19 protein-coding genes are annotated in these 25,584 nt (G+C 62.5%); 8 read left to right on the top strand and 11 right to left on the bottom strand.

The annotated features are described in order from the left end of the window. Positions 1-21 precede the first annotated feature (21 nt). Positions 22-2,169: a methyl-accepting chemotaxis protein gene (locus tag ABV589_RS24685; RefSeq protein WP_367084034.1), complete on the top strand. Its 2,148-nt coding sequence runs from the start codon at positions 22-24 to the stop codon at positions 2,167-2,169. 125 nt (positions 2,170-2,294) lie between these two features. Here the strand turns inward: ABV589_RS24685 and ABV589_RS24680 are convergent, their stop codons facing one another. From ABV589_RS24680 to ABV589_RS24665, 4 genes are read right to left on the bottom strand one after another with little or no spacing between them, the layout of a single operon-like run. Further along, positions 2,295-3,608 carry a sensor histidine kinase gene (locus ABV589_RS24680; RefSeq protein ID WP_367084033.1) on the bottom strand — a complete coding sequence of 438 codons (1,314 nt, stop codon included), beginning with the start codon at positions 3,606-3,608 and terminating at the stop codon, positions 2,295-2,297. Then, positions 3,605-4,273 carry a response regulator transcription factor gene (locus tag ABV589_RS24675; RefSeq protein WP_003223514.1) on the bottom strand — a complete coding sequence of 223 codons (669 nt, stop codon included), beginning with the start codon at positions 4,271-4,273 and terminating at the stop codon, positions 3,605-3,607. The genes ABV589_RS24680 and ABV589_RS24675 overlap by 4 nt, the downstream gene beginning before the upstream one ends. 3 nt (positions 4,274-4,276) lie before the next feature. Beyond that, positions 4,277-4,588, bottom strand: coding sequence for a PepSY domain-containing protein (locus tag ABV589_RS24670; protein WP_210557541.1), 312 nt, complete (start codon positions 4,586-4,588; stop codon positions 4,277-4,279). Further along, positions 4,588-4,896, bottom strand: a complete 309-nt coding sequence (locus ABV589_RS24665; protein ID WP_367084032.1) for a PepSY domain-containing protein — start codon at positions 4,894-4,896, stop codon at positions 4,588-4,590. Before ABV589_RS24665 ends, ABV589_RS24670 begins: the two co-directional genes overlap by 1 nt. Before the next feature lie 231 nt (positions 4,897-5,127). Here ABV589_RS24665 and ABV589_RS24660 point away from each other — a divergent pair, with 231 nt between their 5' ends. From ABV589_RS24660 to codA, 5 genes are all read left to right on the top strand, one after another. Beyond that, positions 5,128-6,207 carry a patatin-like phospholipase family protein gene (locus ABV589_RS24660; RefSeq protein WP_367084031.1) on the top strand — a complete coding sequence of 360 codons (1,080 nt, stop codon included), beginning with the start codon at positions 5,128-5,130 and terminating at the stop codon, positions 6,205-6,207. Between the two features lie 95 nt (positions 6,208-6,302). After that, complete coding sequence (queD, locus tag ABV589_RS24655) at positions 6,303-6,659, top strand: 6-carboxytetrahydropterin synthase QueD (RefSeq protein ID WP_007955941.1); 357 nt, start codon at positions 6,303-6,305, stop codon at positions 6,657-6,659. Positions 6,660-6,842: 183 nt separating this feature from the next. Continuing rightward, positions 6,843-7,655, top strand: a complete 813-nt coding sequence (locus tag ABV589_RS24650) for an alpha/beta hydrolase (RefSeq protein WP_367084030.1) — start codon at positions 6,843-6,845, stop codon at positions 7,653-7,655. Positions 7,656-7,893: 238 nt separating this feature from the next. After that, positions 7,894-9,165, top strand: a complete 1,272-nt coding sequence (gene codB / locus ABV589_RS24645) for a cytosine permease (RefSeq protein ID WP_367084029.1) — start codon at positions 7,894-7,896, stop codon at positions 9,163-9,165. A 14-nt stretch (positions 9,166-9,179) separates the two neighbouring features. After that, on the top strand, positions 9,180-10,427 hold the full coding sequence (gene codA / locus ABV589_RS24640) for a cytosine deaminase (RefSeq protein ID WP_367084028.1): 1,248 nt from the start codon (positions 9,180-9,182) through the stop codon (positions 10,425-10,427). A gap of 128 nt (positions 10,428-10,555) precedes the next feature. Here the strand turns inward: codA and ABV589_RS24635 are convergent, their stop codons facing one another. Continuing rightward, positions 10,556-11,536, bottom strand: a complete 981-nt coding sequence (locus ABV589_RS24635) for a diaminopimelate epimerase (RefSeq protein WP_367084027.1) — start codon at positions 11,534-11,536, stop codon at positions 10,556-10,558. A 371-nt stretch (positions 11,537-11,907) separates the two neighbouring features. On the opposite strand from ABV589_RS24635, the gene ABV589_RS24630 reads away from it, so the two are divergent. Then, on the top strand, positions 11,908-13,059 hold the full coding sequence (locus tag ABV589_RS24630; protein WP_367084026.1) for an MFS transporter: 1,152 nt from the start codon (positions 11,908-11,910) through the stop codon (positions 13,057-13,059). A 116-nt stretch (positions 13,060-13,175) separates the two neighbouring features. Here ABV589_RS24630 and ABV589_RS24625 read toward each other — a convergent pair whose 3' ends face one another. The 4 genes from ABV589_RS24625 to ABV589_RS24610 form a co-directional block, all read right to left on the bottom strand. Continuing rightward, positions 13,176-15,599, bottom strand: coding sequence for a TonB-dependent siderophore receptor (locus ABV589_RS24625; protein WP_367084025.1), 2,424 nt, complete (start codon positions 15,597-15,599; stop codon positions 13,176-13,178). A 98-nt stretch (positions 15,600-15,697) separates the two neighbouring features. Continuing rightward, the gene (locus ABV589_RS24620; protein ID WP_367084024.1) at positions 15,698-16,681 is read right to left on the bottom strand and encodes a FecR family protein; all 984 of its coding nucleotides are present in this window, start codon (positions 16,679-16,681) and stop codon (positions 15,698-15,700) included. A gap of 40 nt (positions 16,682-16,721) precedes the next feature. Beyond that, positions 16,722-17,222 (bottom strand): sigma-70 family RNA polymerase sigma factor, encoded by a 501-nt coding sequence (locus ABV589_RS24615; RefSeq protein ID WP_003223490.1) that lies wholly within the window; start codon positions 17,220-17,222, stop codon positions 16,722-16,724. Between the two features lie 94 nt (positions 17,223-17,316). Continuing rightward, positions 17,317-17,694, bottom strand: a complete 378-nt coding sequence (locus tag ABV589_RS24610; protein ID WP_367084023.1) for a cytochrome c — start codon at positions 17,692-17,694, stop codon at positions 17,317-17,319. A gap of 224 nt (positions 17,695-17,918) precedes the next feature. On the opposite strand from ABV589_RS24610, the gene nhaA reads away from it, so the two are divergent. Continuing rightward, positions 17,919-19,127 (top strand): Na+/H+ antiporter NhaA, encoded by a 1,209-nt coding sequence (nhaA, locus tag ABV589_RS24605; protein WP_367084022.1) that lies wholly within the window; start codon positions 17,919-17,921, stop codon positions 19,125-19,127. 138 nt (positions 19,128-19,265) lie between these two features. Here nhaA and ABV589_RS24600 read toward each other — a convergent pair whose 3' ends face one another. Continuing rightward, a complete protein-coding gene (locus ABV589_RS24600) occupies positions 19,266-23,735 on the bottom strand; it encodes a hemagglutinin repeat-containing protein (protein WP_367084021.1) in 4,470 nt (1,489 codons plus the stop codon). A 113-nt stretch (positions 23,736-23,848) separates the two neighbouring features. Beyond that, on the bottom strand, positions 23,849-25,576 hold the full coding sequence (locus ABV589_RS24595) for a ShlB/FhaC/HecB family hemolysin secretion/activation protein (protein ID WP_367084020.1): 1,728 nt from the start codon (positions 25,574-25,576) through the stop codon (positions 23,849-23,851). Positions 25,577-25,584 lie beyond the last annotated feature (8 nt).

The raw sequence follows: 25,584 nt of genomic DNA, 5'->3' as shown, positions 1-25,584 counted from the left end.
TTATCGAATAAGGACGTCTCCATGTCGCTCAGACAACTTTCCATTCAATGGAAAATCACCCTGCTCGCCGGCCTGTGCCTGGCGGGCATCGTGACCCTGCTGGTGGGTCTTTCGCTGTACCGCATGGAGCACAGCTCCGAGCTGGTGAAGGCGTCGAGCATGGAGATGCTGACCGAGTCGGCCCAGGCGCGCATTGAATCGCAGGGTGAGGTGCAGGCTGCCGGGATTCGCCAGCAGTTCATGGACGCCTATCAATACGGTCACGGTTTCTCGCGTCAGGTGCTGTTTTTGCGCGAGCAGGCCGAGAAGCGCTTCCTCGATGCCTTCGACCTGCGCGAAGACATGACCCGTCAGGTCAAGTCCGCACTGCAGGCCAACCCGGAGCTGCTCGGTCTGTCGCTGGTGTTCGAAGCCAACGCGCTGGACGGCAAGGATGAACTGTTCGCCGGTCAGGCCGAACTGGGCAGCAACGACAAGGGCCGCTTCGCCCTGTACTGGTCGCAGCCGACTCCCGGCAAAGTCACCTCGATGGCCCTGCCGGAAAGCGACATGGCTGACACCAGCACCGGCCCCAGCGGTCAGGCGGCCAACGCCTGGTTCACCTGCCCGCGCACCACGCTCAAACCGTGCGTGATCGAACCGTACTTCTATGTGATCGACGGTCAGAACGTGCTGATGACCAGCATCGTCTTCCCGCTGATGGTCAACGGCAAAGTCATCGCCTCGCTGTCGGTGGACATCAACCTCAACAGCCTGCAGGCGATCAGCCAGGGCGCGAGCAAAAAACTCTACGACGGCCAGACCGCCGTGAGCATCATCAGCCCCACCGGCCTGCTCGCCGGCTACAGCCCGGACGCCAGCAAACTGAGCAAGCGCCTGGATGCCGTGGACACCGTCAGCGGCGCCGAACTGCTGCGCCAACTCGGCGCCAGCAGCAGCGTCAGCAGCCTGCACGGCAACGGCCAGTTGAAAGTGCTGTCGCCGTTCCAGCCGATCCCCGGCGGGCCGGCGTGGGGCGTGTTGCTCGATGTGCCGGAAAAAGTCCTGGTCAGCCGCGCCGAAGCGCTCAAGCAGCAACTGGATGCGAGCAACAACTCGGGCACATTGATCGAACTGAGCCTCGGCGTGCTCGCGGCGCTGGTCGGCCTGCTGCTGGTGTGGCTGATGGCGCGCAGTGTGACCAAGCCGATTCTTGGCGTGGCGCACATGCTTGAAGACATCGCCAGTGGCGAGGGCGATCTGACCCGCCGTCTGGCCTATGACAAGCAGGATGAACTCGGTCAACTGGCCGGCTGGTTCAACAAGTTCCTCGACAAGTTGCAGCCGATCATCGCCGAAGTGAAACGCTCGGTGCAGGACGCGCGCAACACCGCCGACCAGTCCTCGGCCATCGCCACCCAGACCAGCGCCGGCATGGAGCAGCAATACCGCCAGGTCGATCAGGTCGCCACCGCCTCTCACGAAATGAGCGCCACCGCGCAGGACGTTGCACGCAGCGCCGCGCAAGCCGCCGAAGCCGCCAAGGACGCCGATCGCGCCACCCGTCAGGGCCTGACCGTGATCGACCGCACCACTGCGAGCATCGACACCCTGGCCGCCGACATGAGCGCTGCCATGGTGCAGGTCGAAGGTCTGGCCGCCAACAGTGAGAAGATCGGCACCGTGCTGGAGACCATCCGCGCCATCGCCGAACAGACCAACCTGCTGGCCCTCAACGCCGCGATCGAAGCCGCCCGCGCCGGTGAAGCCGGGCGTGGTTTTGCCGTGGTCGCCGACGAAGTGCGCAACCTTGCCCGCCGCACCCAAGAGTCGGTGGAAGAAACCCGTCAGGTCATCGAGCAATTGCAGACTGGTACCCAGGATGTGGTCGGGTCGATGGGCAACAGCCATCGTCAGGCTCAGGGCAGTGTCGAACAGGTCGGGCAAGCGGTGACCGCACTGCGCCAGATCGGCGATGCAGTGACGGTGATCAGCGACATGAACCTGCAGATCGCCAGCGCGGCGGAAGAGCAAAGCGCGGTGGCCGAGGAGATCAACAACAACGTGGCGACCATTCGTGACGTGACCGAATCGCTGTCCGGACAGGCCAATGAGTCGGCGCGGGTGAGCCAGTCGCTGAACAGCCTGGCGAATCAGCAGCAGAGTCTGATGGACCAGTTCCGGGTCTGACGGCATTAACCTCCCCTGTAGGAGCTGCCGCAGGCTGCGATCTTTTGATCTTGGGTTTTAAAAAATCAAAGTCAAAAGATCGCAGCCTTCGGCAGCTCCTACAGGGGGATTGTGGGGATCCGGGATCAGCGTTTCGGCAATTCGATCACCACCTTCAACCCGCCCCACTCGCTCTCGCCCAGCACCAGCAACCCGCCCCACGTCTCGACGATATCGCGCACGATCCCCAGTCCCAGGCCATGCCCGTCAGTCTGCTCATCGAGCCGCGTGCCACGGCTGAACACCTGCGTGCGTTGCTCTTCAGGAATCCCCGGCCCGTCATCTTCAACGCTCAGGGCGTAGCCGTCAGTCCGTTCGATCACGCTCAGACGCACCTCGGCATCCGCCCATTTGCAGGCGTTGTCGAGCAGGTTGCCGAGCAGTTCCAGCAAGTCCTCGCGATCCCACGGCAGTTGCAGCCCCGGCGGCGCGACGTAACTCAACGCCAGATGCTCGCCGTGGATCATGTTCAGCGTTGCCAGCAATCCCGGCAGTTCCGCATCGCAATCAAACAGCGCACCCGGCAGCGCATCACCGGATAACCGTGCGCGATTGAGCTCACGACTGAGCCGCTGTTGCACCTGTTCCAGTTGCTCCTTGAGGATTCGGCGCAGCTCCGGGTGGGCATCGAGTTTTTCGTTCGAGGCCAGACTCAGCAGCACCGCCAACGGCGTTTTCAGCGCATGCCCCAGATTGCCCAGCGCATTGCGCGAGCGCTTGAGGCTGTCTTCGGTGTGCGCCAGCAAATGGTTGATCTGCGCCACCAGCGGCTCCAGTTCCACCGGCACCTGATCGTCCAGTTGCGAACGCTGGCCCTGCTGCAACTGGGCGATCTGCTCGCGCGCGCGTTCCAGCGGCTTCAACGCGCGCCGCACCGTCAGCCGTTGCAGCAGCAGAATCAGCAGCAAACCGGCCAGGCCCAGCCCGAGGCCGATCTGGCGCATGCGCTGGAAACTCTCGCGCACCGGAGTGTAATCCTGGGCGACGCTGATCGAGATCGCCTGCCCCAGACGTCGATAGTCCGAGCGCAATACCAGCAACTGCTGACCGTCCGGCCCCAGTTGCAGGTTGCTGTGCAAACCGGGGTGTTCCAGCAGCGGCAGATCCTGATCCCACAGCGAGCGTGAACGCCAATGGCTGTCGGCAAAATCGATACGGAAGTAATGCCCTGAGAACGGTCGCTGATAGGCCGGCGACAGGTGCCGCTCATCCAGTTGCAAACCTTGCGGGCCACGCACCAGTGCCACCAGCAGGCTTTCACTGTCATTGCGCAGGCCCGCTTCGAGATACCGCTGCAAACCGACTTCGAACAACCACAGGCTGGTTTGCGCCAGCACCAGGCCGACGATCACCATCACACTGATCAAGCCCAGGCTCAAACGGCGCTGGATCGACCTCACGAAGCTTGCCCGCCGAACAGGTAACCCTGGCCGCGACGGGTTTCGATCACCGCTTTGCCGAGTTTGCGCCGCAGGTGGTTGACGTGAACTTCGAGGACGTTGGAATCACGCTCGGTCTCGCCGTCATAGAGGTGCTCGGCGAGGTGGGTTTTCGACAGGATCTGTTCCGGGTGCAGCATGAAATAGCGCAGCAGGCGGAATTCGGCGGCGGTCAGCTGAATCTCGCTGCCGTCGCGAATCACGCACTGGCGACCTTCATCCAGATGCAGACCGGCGGCCTTGAGCGTCGGCTGATTGGCCTGGCCCTTGGAGCGGCGCAGCAACGACTGCACCCGCAGGTGCAGCTCTTCGGGGTGGAACGGTTTGGTCAGGTAATCGTCGGCGCCAGCCTTCAGGCCTTCGATGCGCTCGGCCCAGGAATCGCGAGCGGTGAGGATCAGCACCGGGGTCGACAGGCCACCGGCGCGCCATTGCGCCAGCACCTCCAGTCCGGGAACGCCGGGCAGACCGAGGTCGAGAATGATCAGGTCATACGGCTCGCTGCTGCCCTGATAGACCGCATCGCGGCCGTCCGCCAGCCAGTCCACCGCGTAGCCCTGGCGCTGCAGGCCGGCAATCAGTTCGTCAGCCAGCGGCACGTGGTCTTCCACCAGAAGCAAACGCATCGGTCAATCTTCCTTGTCTTTGAGCAGTTCGCCGCTGTCGGCCTTCAGGTGCAGCTCGCGCGCCACGCCCTCGACCGTCAGCAGTTCGACTTCGTAAACATAGACGTCGTGCTTTTCCTCCAGCTCGACTTCCAGCAGTTTGGCCCCCGGATAGCGATCCAGCGCCTGTTGCAGCACCTGCTCCAGCGGCAGGATCACCCCCTGCTGACGCAGCTTCAACGCCTCGTCCTGATCGAGATCGCGGGCCATCGCCGCCGAGCAAACAATCACAAGCGCCAACGCCGTACGGCTGGTGGCGCGAACATTAACCTTCATTACGTATCCTGATGATCCTTGAGAACCTGCCCAGTGACCGCGTCTAATTCCAGATCCCACTCCAGCCCTTGCGGATCACGCATTTCGACCTGGTAAACGTACTTGCCGTACTGCTCTTCCAGCTCGGTATCGGTGATGGTCGAGCCCGGGTGTCTGGCCAGCGCCGTGGCGTTGAGCTTCTCGAAGGAGACGATAGTACCAGCGTCGCGCAGGCGCAGGGCTTCATCGGGGCCAAGATCGCGAGCGTGGGCGAGGCTGGCGGTCAGGCCGATGATCGCGGCAATGGACAGGGCAGTCAGGGTTTTCATGGGTGTCTCCGTATTTTTATGTGCAGCTACGGTGGGCACCTTAGCGGGAGCAACTTAACTGAAACTGAATTGCCATCATTGCCCTGTAGGAGCTGCCGCAGGCTGCGATCTTTTGACTTTTAGAGGGCAAGATCAAAAGATCGTCCGAACGCGGCCCGAGCCTGCGGCAGCTCCTACAGAGTTCGGTAACATGTGCTTATAATTGTTCGCTTGCTAACGATCGAGACCGGTATGACCGCCATCCACATCAAGTTCCCCGCCCTCACCCTCAAGGCCGGCCCTCGGGCCATGGCACGCATTCGTGCCCAAGGGCTGAACGCCGCCGACGTCGGCACCCTGCCCGGTGCGGCCGGCGGGCCGAAGGCTCTGGGGATTCAGGGGCTGGACCTGGCGTTATTCGGTGAATGGCTGCCGAGCGCACCGCGTGAGCGCTCGCTGATCGGTGCTTCGGTCGGTTCCTGGCGCTTCGCCAGTGCCTGCCTGCCGGACGCCGCCGAAGGCATCTGCCGCCTCGGTCAGTTGTACGCCGAGCAGAATTTCAACAAAGGCGTGACCATGGCAGAGATCAGCGCGAGCTCGCAGCGCATGCTCAATGACCTGCTCGACGGCCGCGACGCCAGCATCCTCAACAATGCCGACTACCGCCTGAACATCATGGTGGTCAAAAGCCACGGACGCCTGGCCGATGACCATCGCGGCCGCCTCGGCCTGGCACTGGGTTCGGTGATCGCCGATAACCTGCGCGGTCGCGCGCGCCTGTCGCGGCACTTCGAACGGCTGATCATTCACGACCCGCGCCTCGCCCCGCCGGTGAATGCGCTGAATGACTTCCCGTCGCGCTTCGTCGCCCTCAATGCCGGCAACCTGCGTCAGGCGCTGCTGGCCTCGGGGTCGATTCCGATGGTCATGGAAGGCGTGCGCGACCTGCCGGGCGCCGGGGCCGGCACGTTCCGCGACGGCGGGCTGCTCGACTATCACCTCGACCTGCCCTACAGCGGCGACGGCATCGTGCTTTATCCGCACTTCACCGACCGGGTGATCCCCGGCTGGTTCGACAAGACCCTGCCGTGGCGCCGCGCTTCGGTCGAGCGCTTGCAGGACGTGCTGTTGCTCGCGCCATCAAAGGAATATCTGGCGCGCCTGCCCTACGGCAAACTGCCCGACCGTAACGACTTCAAGCGCTTCATGGGCGATGCGCCGAGCCGGCAGAAATACTGGCACGCGGCGATGGACGAAAGCCGCCGGCTGGGCGACGAGTTTCTCGAACTGACCGCCAACGGTCGCCTCGCCGAGCGCTTGCTGACCCTTTAGTCAGTGTTTTCCCGCATCGCCAAACACAAGCTGGTAAACTCGCCGCCTGCCCGAATCGCTGCGGCGAACGCCACCTGAACAGAGCCGAAAATACTGTGGAAATCTTCAAGGAATTTACATTCGAATCCGCCCACCGCCTGCCGCACGTACCGGACGGCCACAAGTGCGGGCGTCTGCACGGTCACTCGTTCAAAGTGGCGATTCATTTGAGCGGCGACCTCGATCCGCACACCGGCTGGATCCGTGATTTTTCCGAGATCAAGGCGATTTTCAAGCCGCTGTACGAGCGTCTGGACCACAACTACCTGAACGACATTCCCGGCCTGGAAAACCCGACCAGCGAAGTGCTGGCCAAATTCATCTGGAATGAACTGAAGCCACTGCTGCCGGAACTCAGCGCCATCCGCATTCACGAGACCTGCACCAGCGGTTGCATCTATCGCGGTGAATGATCCAAACAAATCCCTGTGTAGGAGCTGCCGAAGGCTGCGATCTTTTGATCTTGTTTTTAAAGATCAAGATCAAAAGATCGCAGCCTGCGGCAGCTCCTACAGGGGGGATCTTTGTTAACAGCCTTCATGGCTGTTTTTTTACGCCTATGCTTTTTGGCTTAAACCCGCCAAGAGGACAGGCCGATGACTGACTGGCTGCTGGATCAGGTCTTCGAGTTCAACGGGCATCCGGTGCGCCACGCCGTGCGCGGTGACGGCCCGCCGCTGGTGTTGGTGCATGGCACACCGTTTTCATCCTATGTGTGGCACCGCATCGCGCCGTATTTCTTTGCCAGCCACCGCGTGCATTATTTCGACCTGCTGGGTTACGGGCGCTCCGCACAACCGGATGCCGATGTCTCCCTCGGCGTGCAGAATCAACTGCTCGCGCAGTTGCTCGATCAATGGAACATCCAGCGCCCGGACGTGGTCGCCCACGACTTCGGCGGTGCCACCGCACTGCGCACGCATTTGCTCGATGGCAAGGACTACCGCAGCCTGACGCTGATCGATCCGGTGGCGCTGACGCCCTGGGGTTCGCCGTTCGTGCAACACGTGCGCCAGCATCAAGCGGCGTTCAACGGCCTGCCGGATTACATTCAGCGCGCCATCGTCCCGACCTACATTCGCGGGGCGATTCACCGCGACATTCCCGATGATGAACTGGCGCCCTACGTGCAGCCGTGGCTCGGCGATCCGGGGCAAGCGGCGTTCTATCGGCAGATCGCGCAAATGGACGAGCGCTACACCCGCGAGGCCGAACCGCTGTACCCGAGCATCCGCTGCCCGGTGCAGATTCTCTGGGGCGAAGCGGATCAGTGGATTCCCATCGAGCGCGGCCGGGCGTTGCACAAGATGATCCCCGGCGCGCAATTTCACCCAATCGCCAACGCCGGCCACCTCGTTCAGGAAGACGCCCCGGAAGCCATCGTCGCCGCCCTGCTCAGATTTCTCTGACCCACATAAATCCCCCTGTAGGAGCTGCCGCAGGCTGCGATCTTTTGATGTTGTTTTTAAAGATCAAAATCAAAAGATCGCAGCCTTCGGCAGCTCCTACATTGGGCTTTGGTGCTTTCAGATGCACTGTTTTCGCGCCTGACGGCGTGCCTCGTCTATACATAACCGGCGCCAATCAGCATTTGGCACGACCACTGCAACCCACACCGCGTCCCCCCTCTTCAGCAAGGAACGCCCCATGACGCAGAACGACCCCGGCAACGACTACCCGCTCAGCGAAGTGCCGATGCATGCCCGCAAAGGTCTGGCCTCAACCGCCATGGTGTTGCTCGGTTTCACGTTTTTCACCGCAACCATGTTCGCCGGCGGCAAGCTCGGTGTGGCGTTCAGTTTTGGCGAGATGATGGCGGTGATCGTCGTCGGTAACTTGCTGCTCGGACTGTATGCGGCGGGGCTGGGTTATATCGCCTTCAAGAGCGGTCTCAACTCGGTACTGATGGGGCGCTTCTGTTTTGGTGAAGTCGGCAGCAAGCTCAGCGACCTGATCCTCGGTTTCACCCAGATCGGCTGGTACGCCTGGGGCACCGCGACGGCGGCGGTGGTGCTGGGCAAATACTTCGAACTGGAGCAAGGCACGGTGCTCGGTTTGATGGTGCTGTTCGGCCTGGTGTTCTGCGCCACGGCGTATGTCGGCTATCGCGGCCTGGAGATTCTGTCGTACATCGCAGTGCCAGCGATGATGTTGCTGCTGATGCTGTCGATGTGGGTCGCGACGGTAAAAGTCGGTGGCCTCGATGGTTTGCTCAGCGTGGTGCCGACGGGTTCGCTGGACTGGTCGACCGCGATCACGCTGGTGTTCGGCACCTTCGTCAGCGGCGCGACCCAGGCGACCAACTGGACCCGCTTCTCACGCTCGGCACGGGTTGCCGTGTTGGCCAGCCTGATCGGATTTTTCATCGGCAATGGCCTGATGGTGCTGATCGGCGCCTACGGTGCGATCGTCTATCAGCAGCCCGACGTGGTTGAAGTGTTGCTGCTGCAAGGTTTCGCCATGGCCGCGATGGCCATGCTGTTACTGAATATCTGGAGCACCCAGGACAACACCATCTACAACTTCGCCGTCGCCGGCTGCAACCTGCTGCGCACCGGACGGCGCAAGACCGTGACCCTCGCAGGTGCGGTGATCGGCACCCTGCTCGCGCTGCTGGGCATGTATGACATGCTGGTGCCGTACCTGATTCTGCTGGGCACGGTGATTCCGCCGATTGGCGGGGTGATCATGGCCGACTTTTTCTTCCGCTGGCGTGGGCGTTATCCGCGTCTGGCCGACGCACGGCTGCCGGCGTTCAACTGGCCGGGGCTGGGGGCTTACGCGGTCGGTACGCTCGCGGCGTTCCACTCGCCGTGGGTCGCGCCGCTGGTAGGGATTGCCGCCGCCGCGCTAACGTATGTCATCGTCACCGGCCTGCTCGGCGCCCGTCGCGCCACCGTGCCATTACAAGACCTATAAGAAGGATTCGCCTGATGCACATCATCAACGCCCGACTGCGCAACCAGGACGGTTTGCACGAATTGCACCTGGAAGACGGCCTGATCCGCAGCATCGGCCGCCAGACCGAAGCCCCGACCCTCAACCCCGGCGACCTCGACGCCGGCGGCAATCTGGTGGTGCCGCCCTTCGTCGAGCCGCACATCCACCTCGACGCCACCCTCACCGCTGGCGAACCGCGCTGGAACATGAGTGGCACGCTGTTCGAGGGCATCGAGTGCTGGGGTGAGCGCAAGGTCACCATCACCGAAGAGGACACCAAAACCCGCGCCAAAAAGACCATCCAGGCCCTGGCCGCCCACGGCATCCAGCACGTGCGCACCCACGTCGACGTTACCGACCCGCAACTCACCGCACTCAAGGCGATGCTCGAAGTGCGCGAAGAAACCCGGCACCTGATTGACCTGCAAATCGTCGCGTTCCCGCAGGAAGGCATCGAGTCGTTCCGCAACGGTCGCGAGCTGATGGAAGAAGCGATTCGCATGGGCGCCGACGTGGTTGGCGGCATTCCACATTTCGAGTACACCCGTGATCAGGGCGTCAGTTCGGTGAAGTTTCTGATGGATCTGGCCGAGCGCACCGGGTGCCTGGTGGATGTGCATTGCGACGAGACCGACGACCCGCACTCACGCTTTCTCGAAGTGCTCGCCGAAGAGGCACGCAGCCGCGACATGGGCGCGCGGGTCACCGCCAGCCACACCACGGCAATGGGTTCTTACGACAACGCCTACTGCGCCAAACTGTTCCGCCTGCTCGGGCACTCCGGGATCAGTTTTGTTTCGTGCCCGACCGAAAGCATTCACCTGCAGGGACGTTTCGACAACTTCCCGAAACGCCGTGGCGTGACCCGTGTGAATGAATTGCTCGAAGCCGGGATGAACGTGTGTTTTGGCCAGGACTCGATCGTCGATCCGTGGTACCCGCTGGGCAACGGCAACATCCTGCGCGTGTTGGAAGCCGGGTTGCACATCTGCCACATGCTCGGTTACCGCAACCTGCAGAACGCGCTGGATCTGGTCACCGACAACAGTGCCAAGGCCATGCACCTGGGCGAGCGTTATGGCCTGGTAGAGGGGCGCCCGGCGAACCTGCTGATTCTGTCGGCGGACAGCGATTACGAGGTTATTCGCAGCCAAGGCTTGCCGTTGTATTCGATTCGCGGCGGCAAGGTGCTGATGCAGCGGCAGATGCCGGTGGTGGAGTTCAGCGGCGGACAGATCTGAAATGGTTGTCAGGCTGATGGCCTCATCGCTGGCAAGCCAGCTCCCACAGTATTCAGCAGTGAACGCGTGATTTGTGTTCACCATATAACTCTGTGGGAGCTGGCTTGCCAGCGAAGGCGTTAGCCGGTTCAGTCGATCAATCGCGCCGTACCAAACAGCCTGACCCGCACCAATTCGCCCTGCTCTTCTTCAAGCAACACCGGCGCCGTCCCGCCCGGCATGACGACGTGCACTTCGCCGCTCGCCACCCAACCCACCGCCCATGCTGCGCAGGCCACCGCACCGGCACTGGTGCCTGAAGATGCCGTCGGCCCTTCGCCACGCTCGAACACGCGGGCGACGATGCGCTGCGCTGACTCAAGCGCGGCACATTGCAGATTGACGCCCGCCGGGCATGGCTGGCCGGCGCCAGTCGGCATGGCGTAGGCGATTCGGGTCAGGCCTTCAGCCCAGGGCGATTCGCGCATTTGCGGGTTGCTCGGCAACGCGGCAACGTCGGTGAGCAAGGTCACGCAATGCGGGTTGCCGATGCGCACGAACTGGCTGTGCTGCCACGCAGGATCGAGCTGGGCCAAGGGTTCTACATGGCTCACTTCACGCCCGTTGAACTCGCGACTTTCAATATTCTGCGCATTCACCGCCGACGGCCCGAAGACCGGTTGACCGAGGTCCAGCCAGAAGCCGCTGTCACCTTCGATTTCAGCCGGTTTGACCGAGGTTTCCACAGCGTCACCCTTGTCGTGATGCACTCGCAGCGCCACCCCTTCCGCCGGCATCAGCCCCTGCTCCAGCAACGCCTGGGAAAAGATCGTCAGGCCATTGCCGCTGCGCTCGGCCAAGGTGCCGTCGGTGTTGACGATCAGCACGTCGAACGGCGGCGCTGCCTGGAACGGGCCGATCAGCAGGCCATCGCTGCGATGGGATTTGCTCCCCGCTGGACGCTGCCCTTCGGGCCAGTCGCAGCACAGCGCAATGGCTGCGCGACTCCATGCCGGTCTCGACACAGCACACTGCGCGGCATCGTTCGGCAAATCGATCCCCGCCTCGCGAAGCGCCTCAGGCGAAACCACCCCGTAAATATTGCCCCGCGCATCGTAGAACTGCGTCATCACCGGCCTCACTCACCTTGTCGAAGCCATCACTGTAAACCGCGATCCCCTGTAGGAGTGAGCCTGCTCGCGAAAGCGGTTTGTCAGCCGTCATATTCATTGCCTGAACCACCGCAATCGCGGGCAAGCCCGCTCCCACAGGGTTCTGCACAGAACGGGCAGTTGTGAACACCGGTCATCCAATGTGGGAGCGAGCTTGCTCGCGAAAGCGGCGTGTCAGTCGCCATATTCATTGCCTGAACCACCGCATTCGCGGGCAAGCTCGCTGCCACAGGTTAGGATGTCGATTGCACCGCCCCGAGACCTGCGATCGAACCTCGACGCGCTATCACTGTCATTCGGGGACGCGACGTTTTTTGCCAAGGATCGATATGACCAGCCTCAACCCCCAAGACACCTTCGTCCCCGGACGCCTGCAACAGATGTCGACGCGCATCGCTTTTTTCATCGCCGGCCTCGGGATTGCCGCGTGGGCGCCGCTGGTGCCGTACGCCAAGGCCCGGGCTGGACTCGATGAAGGCACGCTGGGCCTGTTGCTGTTGTGCCTGGGAGTCGGCTCGATTCTGGCGATGCCGCTGGCGGGTATTCTCGCCACGCGCTTCGGCTGCCGCAAAGTCGCCACCGGCGGCACCCTGCTGATTTGCGCGGCGCTGCCGTTGCTGGCGACGGTGTCGTCGATACCGGCGCTGATCGCCGCGCTGTTCATGTTCGGCGCCGGGCTCGGCACGGTGGACTCGACCGTGAACCTGCAAGCGGTGATTGTCGAGCGGGCCAGCGGCAAAAATATGATGTCGGGGTTTCATGGCCTGTTCAGCCTTGGCGGGATTGTCGGCGCAGCGGGTGTCAGTGCCCTGCTCGGCCTCGGGCTGACGCCGCTGGCGGCGATGCTGGTGGTGGTGGCGGTGTTGATCGGTGCGCTGTTCAAAGCGGTGCCGCACATGTTGCCGTACGGCAGTGAAAGTTCCGGGCCGGCGTTCGCGATTCCCCACGGCATTGTGCTGTTCATCGGCGGGATGTGCTTCATCGTGTTCCTCACCGAAGGCGCGGCGCTGGACTGGAGCGCGGTGTTCCTCGCGCAGGAACGCGGGATCGACACGGCGTATGCGGGTTTGGGTTACGCCGCATTTGCCCTGACCATGACGGCCGGACGCTTGCTGGGTGACCGGATCGTGCGCAGTGTCGGCGCCACGCGGGTCATTCTGTTCGGCGGGCTGTTGGCGGCGGCAGGTCTGTTTCTGGCGACCTTCGCCCCGAGCTGGGAAGCGGCGCTGCTGGGGTATGCGCTGGTCGGCGCCGGCTGTTCGAACATCGTGCCGGTGCTGTACACGGCGGTGGGCAAGCAGACGGTGATGCCGGAAAGCATCGCAGTGCCAGCCATTACCACCTTGGGTTACGCGGGGATTCTGGCGGGGCCGGCGGTGATCGGCTTTGTTGCGCATGCCAGCAGTCTGAGTTTTGCTTTCGGGTTGATGGCGCTGCTGTTGGTAGCCGTGGCGATCGGCGGCAAAGTCCTCAAGGTCTGAACCCCATCATTGTGGCGAGGGAGCTTGCTCCCGCCGGGTTGCGAAGCGACCCCAAAAAATCGGGCCTGCTGCGCAGTCCAGCGGGAGCAAGCTCCCTCGCCACAGGTCAGGCGTTATCAGAAGCCGACGCTGGCCTGCACAAAGAACGTCCGTGGCGCACCGACATACATCCCCGAGTTGTTGTCGCTGGAACGGGTGAAATACTGCTTGTCGAAGACATTTTTCACCCCGGCGCCGAGTTTCAGGTTCGACACCTGTGGCCCGAAGTCATACCCGCCGCGCACGTTCCAGGTCACGTAACCCGGGATGTCGCCGTACTGCCCGTCGGCCGTGCCTTCGGTGATGTAGTTGCCGTTGAAGCTGCCATCGGCGTTGACCCCGGTGCCCGGCGAGCGCTGTTTCGATTGAGCGAAACCGTCGATGTTGTAGGTCCAGCGGTTGACGTCGTAGCGCAAGCCCACGGTTGCCACCTGCCGCGAATAGAACGGCAGATCACGGCCCTTGAAGCCCGGAATCTCGCCTTCGTAGGTGGCGCGGGTGTAGGTGAAACCGGCGTTGGCGGTCAGACCGTCGAGACGCGGATCGAGCGCCGCCATGTCGTAATGCACCGACGCCTCAATGCCCTGGTGCTTGGTCGCGCCGAGGTTGGTCCAGCCGACATCGTTGCTGATGTATTGCAACTCGTCATCGAAGTCGATGTAGAACAACGTCACTTCCCCGCCCCACACGTCATCGTTGTAGCGCGTGCCGATCTCGTAGGTCTTGGCTTTTTCAGGTTCCAGGCCGTTGGCGGTCTGGTCACCCGAGCCGCCCTGGCCGAGCTGGAAATACTGCAGGCTGCCGAACGAAGTTTCGTAGTTGGCGAACAGTTTCCACGCGTCCGACAGGTGATACATCACGCTCAGCGCCGGCAGCGGTTCGTTGCTTTCGATGCTGCGGTTTTTCTCCGGCACGCGTTTGCCTGCGGTGTCGAGCACGGCGCGGTCATGCCAGTCGGTGCTGATGTGCTCGAAGCGAATGCCGGGGGTGATGGTCCAGTTGCCGACGTCGACCTTGTTGTCGACGTACACCGAGTTGGCCTCGGTGCCGCCGGTGCGGTCCTGGAACACATGGCCGTCGGACGTCGGGGTGACCACCGGCTGATTGTTGACCAGCGCCAGACGGCTCGACTGCTCGTGCATCGCCTCTTTCAGGTAGCGATAACCGACGCTGACTTCCTGAGTGGTCGGGCCGACGTCAAACACCCGCGACACTCGCGGCTCGACACCCAGGGTGTAGTAGGAACGCGGGTACGAGCTGAGGGTTTTCTGGTCGCGGGCGGCGATGGTGCTGCCGCGAAAGCTGTCGGTGTAGTAGGTGAGAATTTCTGCCTGGGTGCGCTCGTCGATCTGGCGGATCCACTTGAATGACACGTCTTTGCGCCGACCGCTGAAGTTGTCGTAGTCGCGCACCGAGTCGTACGGCTTGTCGTCGTACTGCTTCTGCGTCAGGCCGCCGGGCATGTCGGCGCTGGCGTCGTAGTAATGGAAGTTGAGGCTGAAATCATCCTGATCGGTCGGCGCCCAATGGGTCTTGAGCAGCACGTCGTCGATGTCGTTGCCGTTGTTGCGTTCGCGGTAACCGTTGCCGTTGACCCCGGAGTACAGCAGCGCCACGCCCATGCCGTTATCGGCAGTACCGCCGAGAAACGCCGTGTCGATGTGCTTCCAGCCGCCGTAACGGGTGGTTTCCAGGGTGGTGCCGATTTCCCCGGTAGCTTTTTCCGGGATGGCGCGGGTGACGAAGTTGATCACCCCGCCGACGTTTTGCGGGCCGTAACGCACGGAACCGGCGCCGCGTACCACGTCGATGCTGTCGAGATTGCCCGAGGAGATCGGCGCCATCGACAGCTGCGGCTGGCCGTACGGCGCAAACGCAGCGGGCACGCCGTCGATCAGCACCGTGGAGCGTGGCGACAGGCGCGAAGTCAGGCCCCGCACGCCGACGTTCAGCGCGATGTCGCTGCCGCCGGTGCCGTTGGAGTCCTGCACCTGCACACCGGGCACGCGCTTGAGCACGTCACTGACGTTCATCGCGCCCTGCTCGACCATGGCTTCGCGGCGGATCACCGTGCGTGCGCCCGGGTGGTTCTGCACCACGGCGGCGTCAGCGTCACCGAGCCAGTCGCCGACCACTTTGATGTCGGTCACGCCGAGTTCCAGCGGGCCGTTGCTGGCGGCAGTTGCGGCCGGCGACAGGGTCACCGAGCCTTCGTTGATCTGATAATCCAGGCCACTGCCCTGGAGCAACTGGCGCAGTGCCTGCTCCGGGGAAATGTCACCATCGACCGCTGGAGCCTGTTTGCCGGCCACCAGTTCCGGGCTGAAAAACACTTGCAACGACGTTTGCTGGCCCAGTTCACTCAGAGCCTGGCCCAGCGGCTGGGCGCGGATATGAATGGCGTCGGCGGCATACGCCAGTGGCATGGCAGCGTTGACCGCCAGCGCCAGGGCCAGCGGTAACCAAGGGGATTTTTTGTTGTGGGCTGAGGTGTTTTTCACGTCGAACGTAGTCCTGTGGAGCGCAAGAGTGTGCGTCTGTTAATGCAAACCAGTTGCAGTTGAACAGGAAGACGATGAACTCGAAAAAAACCTGAATGTTATTTTGAAATTATTTCCTGACTACCATCGGCCAGGGTGCGGACGGCCACCGGCAGGATGTTTGGCAGGGCCTTGAGCAAGGCGTCGGTGTTGTCGGATTTGAACACGCTGGTCAGGCGCAGACTGGCCACGGCCGGGTTGCTGACCGTCAGCGGCTTGTCACGATAACGCGAGACTTCGGCTACTACCTCGCTGAGGCTGGCGTCGTTGAACACCAGTTTGCCGCTGCGCCACGCCGTCAGTTCGGCGGGGTTGACCGCGTAGGCGGCAGCGACTTTGCCTTCGGCATCGACATGTGTGCCGAGGCCCGCGGTCAGGTTGATGAATTGGTCGTCCGGCGCAGTGCGCCCCTGCACCTTGACCGTGCCCTGCTCCACCGCGACCCGGGTTTGCGTGACATCGCGGCGCACGTCGAACCGCGTACCGGTTACGGTGATCTTGCCACTGCCGGCCTCGACCACGAACGGGCGCGCGGTGTCGTGCTGAACGCTGAACATCGCCTCGCCTTCGGACAGTTCGATAAGCCGGCGATCCTTCTCATAACGCACCTGCAGACGGCTGCGGCTGTTCAGGTCGATCACCGATCCGTCCGGCAGCGCCACATGTTTGCGCTCACCCAGCGCCGTTGCGAACTCGGCGCTATAGCCATCCGGATGATTCAAACCACTGAACAAACCGAGGCCGAGCGCCACCGCCAGCACACTGGCTGCCACGGCATAGCGCAGCAGCGGACGACGCTCGCGGCGGTCTGGCGGGGTTTCGACGAGGGCCTTGAGGCGTGGCGCCGGCAGCAGATCCGCCGCCGTCCACAAGCCTTGCAGCAACTGGAATTCGTCACGGTGTTGCGGATGCTGGTTCAGCCAGACGTCGAAACGCTGCTGTTCGTCGGCGCTGATCAGCGGCTCCTGCAGACGCACAAACCAGCGTGCCGCTTCATCGCGCACCGTTGTTTGCCCGCACGCACAATCACGGGTATCCATCATGGAATGTCCTGTCGGGCTGGGGATGAAAAGCGGCGACCGCTCATGACTGCATGCCGTCAAGGCGATCGCGCAAGTGGCGCAGGGTGCGGATCATATACTTTTCGACCATGTTCCTCGACAGCCCGAGGCGTTCGGCGATTTCCGCCTGCGTCAGCCCTTCGATCTTCTGCCAGACGAAAATCTTCCGGCAGTTGAGCGGCAGTTCCTGCAGCGCCCGTTCGATGGAGTCGGCCAACTGGATCGCCTGCATGTAATGCTCCGGGTCGCCGGTGGACGACACACTGTGATCGATCGCCTGCGACTCCATGGCTTCCCGCCGATCCTCACGCCGATAACCATCGACCGCAATGTTGCGTGCGGTCTGGTGCAGATACGCCCGTGGCTGCTGCACTGCTGCCGAATCGGATTCAAGCACCCGCACAAAGGTGTCGTGCGCCAGATCCTCGGCCTGCGCACGATTGCGCAGGCGCCGGGTCCAGGTGCCGATCAACTCTTCGTAATGCTCGAAAAAGCCGGGTCTGCGGGGCAGCATGGGATTCATGGCAGCGTGCGGTGGAAAGGGGCGTGAATAGTAATGCTTCCTATTAAGCCCGGCAATTCATTCCTTGGAGCCGAGCCCGCCGCTGATCCCGGGATCAGCGTGATTTTGCAATCACCTCACTCATGTATTGATCCAGATCGCGAAAATCCTGAACGCTCCAGGCGTGCGGCGCGATCTTTACGCCGTTATCCCGCAAGGTTTTTGGAATCAGGTTGCCATTCGGACGAAGGATGATCGAGGACACGATAACGCCCGGATAATCATTGAGCCGTTTCTTGAACGCGGAGGTTGTCAGGTCTGGTGTCGGCGGATTGCTTTTGTTGGCCAATGGCCCGGTTGCCTTGATATCGGCGCCGTGGCACACGGCACATCGCTGTGTGTAGAGAGTCTTGCCGTTGGCATTTTCCGCAACGGACAGGGAGGTCTGAATGACTGATAAAAAAGCGGATAAGGCGATGAGGATTGCTTTCATTTTTATAGAGGGTCAGAGGCTGAAACGGACGGCGCACAGCTAAGCACACATCAGCAAGCCAATTTCCACGTATCGAGAAATTGCCGGGCAGCGACCCACGTCGTCGAGTTTTTCGCAGCCGGCCCGCCTATTGTGTAAAATGCCGCCCGGGTGCCACCGCAACAACGCGGCAGGGCAGGTTTAATTCAGCGCAGGTCGGGCCGCCGCGCGGAGTTGCTGTGCCTATGAGCCACGATCCGTCACGCCTGCAGACTGCCCCTGCCCGCCAGGAGTCGCCTTCTGCCCTGGCCTTTCTCTCGCGATTTTTCGCCGCCGAATCCGCCGGTGGCCTGATTCTGATGGCCGCTGCCCTGGCTGCGCTGCTGGTCGCCAACTCGCCGTGGGCGGCCACGTACTTCTCGACTTTGCACATCAAAGTCGCCGGTCTGTCGATCGAGCACTGGGTGAATGACGGTCTGATGGCGATCTTCTTCATGCTGGTGGGTCTGGAGATCAAGCGCGAGATGCTCGCCGGGCAGTTGTCGAGCTGGGGCCAGCGTGCGCTGCCGGGCTTCGCCGCGCTGGGCGGGATGCTGGTCCCGGCCCTGATCTACGTCGCGATCAACTGGGGCAATCCGCAGACCCTCAGCGGTTGGGCGATTCCTGCCGCCACCGACATTGCCTTTGCCTTGGGCGTGCTGTCGCTGCTGGGCAAACGGGTACCGGTTTCGCTGAAGATCTTCCTCTCGGCGCTGGCCATCCTCGATGATCTGGGCGCGGTGGTGATCATCGCGATTTTCTACACCAGCGGCCTGTCAGTGAGCATGTTGCTGGCCTCGTTGGCGGTGATTGCACTGCTGGTGATCCTCAACCGCTGCGGCGTCAGAAAGCTGTGGCCGTACCTGATCGCCGGTGCCCTGTTGTGGTTCTTCATGCTGCAATCGGGGATCCACGCGACCCTCGCCGGAGTGATTCTGGCGTTGTGCATTCCGCTGGGTAACCCGGAAGACGAGCACAATTCGCCACTACTGTACCTCGAAGAAAAAATGCATCCGTGGGTGGCGTTCGCCGTGGTGCCGATTTTCGGCTTCGCCAATGCGGGCGTGTCGCTGACCGGCATTTCTCCGAGCAACCTGCTTGAGCCGGTACCGCTGGGCGTGGCGCTGGGCCTGTTGTTCGGCAAGCAGATCGGCATCCTCGGCCTCGGTGCCCTGGCGATTCGCAGCGGCCTGGCGCAACTGCCGCAAGGCGCGAGCTGGCTGCAACTGTACGGCGTCGCCCTGCTCTGCGGGATCGGCTTCACCATGAGCCTGTTCATTGGCGCACTGGCTTTCCCCGGAGCAGCGCATCTGGTCGATTCGGTGAAGGTTGGGGTGTTGCTGGGTTCGATCCTGTCCGCGCTGCTGGCGGTGGTCGTGCTGATGAGTGCGGGTAAGGCGAAGGCGTCGAACTGACCCCAAGGTCTCACCGCTATCAAAACAATGTGGGAGCGAGCCTGCTCGCGAAGGCGCTGGTTCAGTCAACAACATCGCTGACTGAACTGACGCTATCGCGAGCAGGCTCACTCCCACAATTTTTTATAGCGGTGCTGCTCAGCCTTTTTCGTCGATCCCGGCTTGCAGGGTCTGGCTATCCAGATGGCCGCTCAGGGTCACCGGACCGACTTTCAGATTGCCGTTATCGAACGACACCTTCGGTGCGTTCTCCTCGGTTTTCTGCGGCAGGTCCAGCCCTGCTTTCACCCCGTAGTCACGGTTGACCAGATCGCTGCTACCGACCTTCGAACCGCCCAGATCGACCTTGCCCTCAGGCGATGAAATCCGCGCGCCAGTCAGCTGCGTTGCGCCGCCCACCGCAAGATTCACGCCCTGATTGCCACTGATGCCGGATGCCTGCACCACGCTGTCCTTGTGCGCGTATTCGCCCTGCGCTTTCAGCGTTGGTTTGTAGTCAGTGCCGGCGAGCTTTTCCTTGTCGCTCGGTGGGTTCTTCTTCGCCGTCAAGCCCAGATCGACATCGACCTTGGCTTGGGTCGTCGAGTCCTCACGGCTTTCGACGGTCAGGTCACCGGCAACCTTGCCACTGACAGTGTTCGCGTCGATCCGCGCACCCGACAGCTGTGCATCACCGGCACTGTTGAGCACCACGCTGCCAGCCTTGATCTGGCTGTTTTGCTGGGTGGTGCCTTGCAGGTAATCGACGCCAACCTTCGCTCCGGCGTTGAAGCCGTGGTCACTGCTGGCCTTTTCATCGGCTGCGGTCGGGGTCTTGCTGCTCAGGTTGCCGCCGGCATTCAGCGCGACGTTCCAGTTGTTGCGGCTCTCGGTGGACTGCGCCGACTCCTGAACCAAACCGCCCTTCTGCACATCGATGCTGACGCTCGGCGCGCCGACTTGCGTGCCTTGCAGGTGCACCGCATCACCGCTCAAGGCGATTTGGCTCTGGCTATTGAGTTGGCCACCGGTCAGGGTTTGCGAGTTTTCGTTGATGCGGCCTATGTTGAAGTTGCCGCTCAGATTGCCGCCCTGATCACGACTCTTCTCGCTGCTGGATTTGCTGCCGCCGCCCTTCAAACCGCCGCCGAGATTGCTGCCAGTCGCGGTGTGGGTATCAACGGCCGCTTGCAGATCAAGCTTGCCGTCAGCGTGCAGATCGATGGCGCCGGCGCTGTCGATCTTCGTGCCTTGCTGAAACTGATTGCCGCCGCTGCTCAGTTGCACCGGGCCGTTGCCACTGATGCTCGCGACGTGAGCCTGGGTGTCAGTGGTCTGCTTGCCGCTGTGATCGAGCTGGAACCCGGCGCCGAGGTCGACGTTGGTGCCGTCGGTGCCCGGCAAGGTACCGACCGTCAGCGAGCCGTTGCCGCGCAGGCTGGAGTCGCTGCTGCTCTGGCGGTCATTGGCCTGATTCAGCGCCAGATCGCCGCCGGTGGTGATGTTCACACCACCCTGCCCGCCGTCGAAATGGTTGCCGGCAAATTGCGCGTCAGCACCGACGTTGATGTTCACGCCCTTATTGCCGGCATAACCGCCGACCACTGCGGTGCTGCTGTCCTTGCTGCTGTAGCTGTTGCCACCGGCGCCGCTGCCGGCGACGTTCACGTCCTCGCCGGTCTTGGTGTAGACGCGTACGTCGACCTTGGCATCCACTGAGTTATCGGTGCTGCTGTGAGTGTTGCTCGCGGAATCGGCAACCAGTTTGTCGGCGCTGATGTTGACCTTGCCGTTGCTCGCGCTGTACTGAGTGCCCTGGTCGTGCAGGGTGCCGGCGGTTTTCACCTCGATACTGCCGCCGTCGAAACGGCTGACCACGGCGGTGCTGCTCTGCTCGGTCTTGTCGGCGCTGCCGTGACCGATCGCCACGTCGAGGCCGACGTTCGGCTGGCCGAGATTGCTCAGGGCTTCCTTGTCCGGCACCTTGGCGTTGAGCACATCCTTGACCGCACCGGCAATCGGGCGGGCGATGTCCTTGTATTCGACGTTGGCGCCGATGTCCGCCGACCAGTTGCTCTGGTTGTGCGTGCTGCTTTCGGTGTTGCTGGCGGCGCGGTTGTCGATCTCGTTGGCCGCGACATTCAGGCCGTTGCCAGCCTTGACCTGCGCGCCTTCGGTCAGCAGTTTGTCGGCGTTGATGGTCAGGCTGCCGCTGCTCTGCACGTTGCTGGTTTGCGCGGTGGTTTTGCTGCTGCTGTCTTGCGTGGTGCTGTGAGCGAAATCGACGCCACTGCCGGCGCGGTCGAGGCCGCCGGTGTAGTAGAAACCACCGCCGGTGCTGGAGGTGTCGGATGAGGTTTTGTGGCTGTCCTGTTCGGCCAGCAACGACACATTCTTGCCGCTCAGCGTGGTGTCGCCCGCGGTGGATTTGACTTCACCGCCCTTGATTGTCAGATCGCCGCCAGCCTTCACTTGCACGCTGGCGCCGCTAAGGCTCGAACCTTGCTGGTTGACGTCGTTGCGCGTGACAGTCTGCTGCTTGTCTTCGTAGTGCACCCCGGCACGGTATTGCTCCGGCGTTTGCTCTTTGGCGTAGGCATCGAAGCCACGGGTCTCGGTGGTCGAGCTGCTGTCGTGAGTGTTCTGCGTGGAATGCACGCTCACATCACCGGCAGCGTCCGCCGTCAGCGCGCCGCCAGCCTTGACCGTGGAGCCGGCTACTTCGATGTCCTTGGCGCTTTTGAGCTTGAGGTTGCTGTCGGAAACCAGCTCGCTGCGCACTGTGGTGCTGTCCCTGGAGTTCTGCCGCGACTCGTCCTTGGTGATGCCGAAGAACTTGCTGTCCTTGTCGTGGTTGTTGCTGTGCGAAGTGTCCTGCACGCCGTCGATCACCAGCGAACCCTGATCGCTGATCACGCTGGCCTCGGTGCCGCCACGGACCTGGCTGCCGCTGATGCGCACGTCGTCAGCCTTCACCAGCAGTTTGCCGGCCGCGTTGATTTTGCTGCCCTGATGCCGGGTCTGGCCCTTGTCGGCATCACCGGCCTTGCCGAAGAATCCGCCGCCGACCAGATCGCCGGAATAACTGTTGTTATTGCTGCGACTGGTGCGCGTAGCCGTGGTGACGTCCACTTGCTTGCCCGCCAGTTTCACATCGCCGACGCTGTTCAGTTCGGCGCCTTCGGCACGCAACAACGCGGCGGTCTGCAGAGCGATGTTGCCGCCCTTCAACTGGCTGCCGATGCTGCGCTGTTCTTCGCTGCTGTTATTCCAGTCGGCCTTCCACAGATGCTTGCGATGGTTGCCCTGATCGGTCTGGGTGTGGCTTTCGGTAGCTGCGGTCAGGCGCAGATCACCGCCGCTCTGCACATCGAGATTTTTCGCTGCTTCAACTTTGGCGGCTTTGAGTTCGGTGTCTTTTCCGGAAGTAAGCCTGGCGTCGCGGCTGGCGACGATCTGGCTGCCGTGCTGGCGAGTTTCACTGTCGGTCTGGGTGCGATCGTAAGTTTCCCAGGTGATGCCAATGGTGCTGTTGCTCCAGTTTTCGCGCTGTTCCTGGAGCTTGCGGCTTTCGACGGTACTCAAGGTCAGGTTGCGCTTGGCATTGACGCTGACGTCGCGAGCACTGACATCGGTGGCCGCCAGCGTCAGGTCGTTGCCGCTGTGCAGGCCGACATCACCCTGACTGCTGCGAATGCCGGCACGCGTCACTTCGAGGCTGTTGGGGATCGCTTCACCGCTGACACTCAAGTCGCCCGCCGAGCGGATCTGCACGCCATCACGCCCGGCCACTTGCACCGCACCCACAAGCACGCCCGCGCCTTCGGCAGTGCTGACGATATTGATGCGTCCGGCCTGCATCGCACCGAACAGGCTGGCGTCGATGCGTTGATCTTTCGTGTTGCCCGCTGGATCCACGGCGTTGACCTGACCGCTGGCGTAATCCACCTGATTGCGTCCGACCGTGAGGTTCAGTTGATCGCGGGCATCGATGCGGCCCTGGCTGTCGATACGCGGGGCGATCAGGTTGACCGAACCTTCGGCGTTACGCAGGCCACCACTGTGGATCTGCAACTGACCGCTGGCGTCGCGGGTGTTCAAGGCTTGCAGTTTGCCGTCGTTCAACTCCGGACGACCGACCAGCAGACTGGCGTTCGGCGTATTGATAAAACTGCCGCCGTTCACCGAAATGCCGTTGGGGTTGGCCAGCACGTAATCGGCGGCGCGGCCGAAAATTTCCTGGGCACCGTTGATGGCCGAAGGGTTGCGGCTGATCACCTCGTTGAGGATCACGCTCGCCGCCTGGCCCTGCAGTTGCGGGTTGGCCGCCAGTTGCCCGGCGAGCTGCGATTGCCCGGCCTGCAAGGCGTTGTTCAGCACCAGGCCCTGACGGTCGACGTTGTAGTCGAGGAACTGGTTGTGCGACAGGCCCGAGCCGTTGGGCGCGACGATATTGACGATGGGCACGCCGCCCTGGGTCTGCAATTGCGCGGTGCCGCCGGGGCCGGGCGCAACCACCACACCGCCGGCAATGGCGCTGGGCAGGTGCACGGCGAAGAACAGGCTGGCGATCGCCCAGCGCAATTTGCCCCGAGGAGAAAGATGGAATGCAAAGGTGTGTGCTGGCATAAAAACGTCTCCATGTAAGTACGGCATCACGGCGCGCGATTTAGTCTTGGCCGTGGCTGTCGCGCTCAGATCCGACGGCTGTCTGTTCACTGCTTGATGAGTTTCGGTGCTGCTCATATCTGCAACCCCACGCGCATCAGCCAGGTCTCTGGCTCGTGCTGCAAACCACTGGGGGTGTTGAGGGCGCGCTGGTAATCGACGTCCACTTGCAGATTCTTCCAGCCCAGATTCAGCCCGACGCTGGCACCGCTCAGGCGTTGGCCCTGAGCACCGTGATCGGCCTTGAGCCAGCCATTGTCCAGGCCCACGCGCGGGGTGATCTGCAGCGGCCAGTCGGTACGCAGCGGCAGACGTAGCGTGTTGCGCCAGATCGCGCCGCTGGCACCGGATGCACTGCTCACCCGATAACCGCGCACCGCCGAATCGTCGGTGCCGAGCAACTGTTCGATGGCCGGTAACGGGTCGAGGCTGTATTGCAGATTGAGCTGGCTTTGCCACTGCCACGCTTGCGTGCCGAACTGGCCGTTGCGCCATTGACTGAGGCCGGCGCGGTACTTGCGAAACTGCGCTTTGGGCAAATTGTTGACCGCATGATTGGCGTCGTCATCGGCGCCTAGCCAGCGCAGGCCTTGCGAATAGGTGAAGTCAAGGTTCCACACCGCACGGTCGAGCCAGAACAGATTGAGTCCGGCTTCGGCCACGGTCAGGGTCGGGCTTTGAATGCCCAGGCGGACATTCTCCAGATAGCTGTCGACGTCCTTGTGTGCCAGTTGCAGGTTGGCGCTGAGCTGGCGGCTCTGGTCGCGCCACAACACGCGGTCGGCGCGCAGACTCAGTTGATCGGTGATGCCGGTGCTGTACAAGGTCGCACTGGGCAGTTTGAACGGCGCGCGATATTCGGCATGGCTGGCGAACGCGCTGTAGGTCCAGTAGCCGTAGGGAATCGCGTAATACAGGCTGGCGTTGCGACTGTAGCGGTCGCCCTGATTCAACGTGTCGCTGGCGCTGAGGCTCAACAGATCGTTGAGCTGCAACGGGCTGTCGAAGCTCAGGCTGACGGTATTGCGATCGCGTCCGGTGCTGGCGCTGCCGAGGTTGTCCATGCCCAGGCCCAACGCCCAGCGCGACTGCCCGGAGGTGCGCGAGCGCAGGATGATTCGCGAGGCGCCGGGCAGGCTGCCGGGGGCGATGTCGGCGGTCAGGTCAATCGAACGCAAGCGGTTCAACTGATCCAGGCCCTGCTCCAGATCGCGCAGGTTCAGCGGCTGGCCGAGCATATGCGGGAACGCGCCACCGAGCGACACCGGCAGGCTCTGATCGGCCAGTTCGATGGACTCGATGTAGCCCTCGTCGATCATGATGTCCAGCGACTGCCCCGCTGCCGGCGCGCTCAACAGGTACGGGCGGCTGGCGATGTAGCCTTGCTCGACGTAGATCGCGGTGATGGTCGCCAGCAGATGATTGATCTGGCCGACACCCATGCACGGCGCCAGCAGCGGTTTGATCCGGGCGTTGAGTTTGTCGCTGTCGATCAGCGTGACGCCGCCGATACGCGTGCCGCTTAACGGCCAGCAGCGTTCATCGGGGGTGACGGTTTGCGGGAGGGCCGGAGCGGCAGGCGTCGGACCGAACGCACCGCGCTCCAGTTGGCGCTTGCGTTGTTCCATCTGCAGTTGTTGCAGATCGCGCTGTTGCTGTTGCTGTTGGCGCAGCACTTCCTGGCCCGGCGCAACGGGGTCAGCCGCTTGAATCGAGGACGCGCACACACTCAACACAAAGGCCGACAACAGCGGGCAAAGCGTGGAACGAAGACGAAAAACAACGCGAAGCGAATACGGCACGCAACATC

The sequence above is a fragment of the Pseudomonas sp. HOU2 genome (assembly GCF_040729435.1).
Lineage (GTDB): Bacteria > Pseudomonadota > Gammaproteobacteria > Pseudomonadales > Pseudomonadaceae > Aquipseudomonas.
Note: the sequence above shows the minus strand (reverse complement) of the source record. Positions and strands in the feature narration are given on the sequence as shown.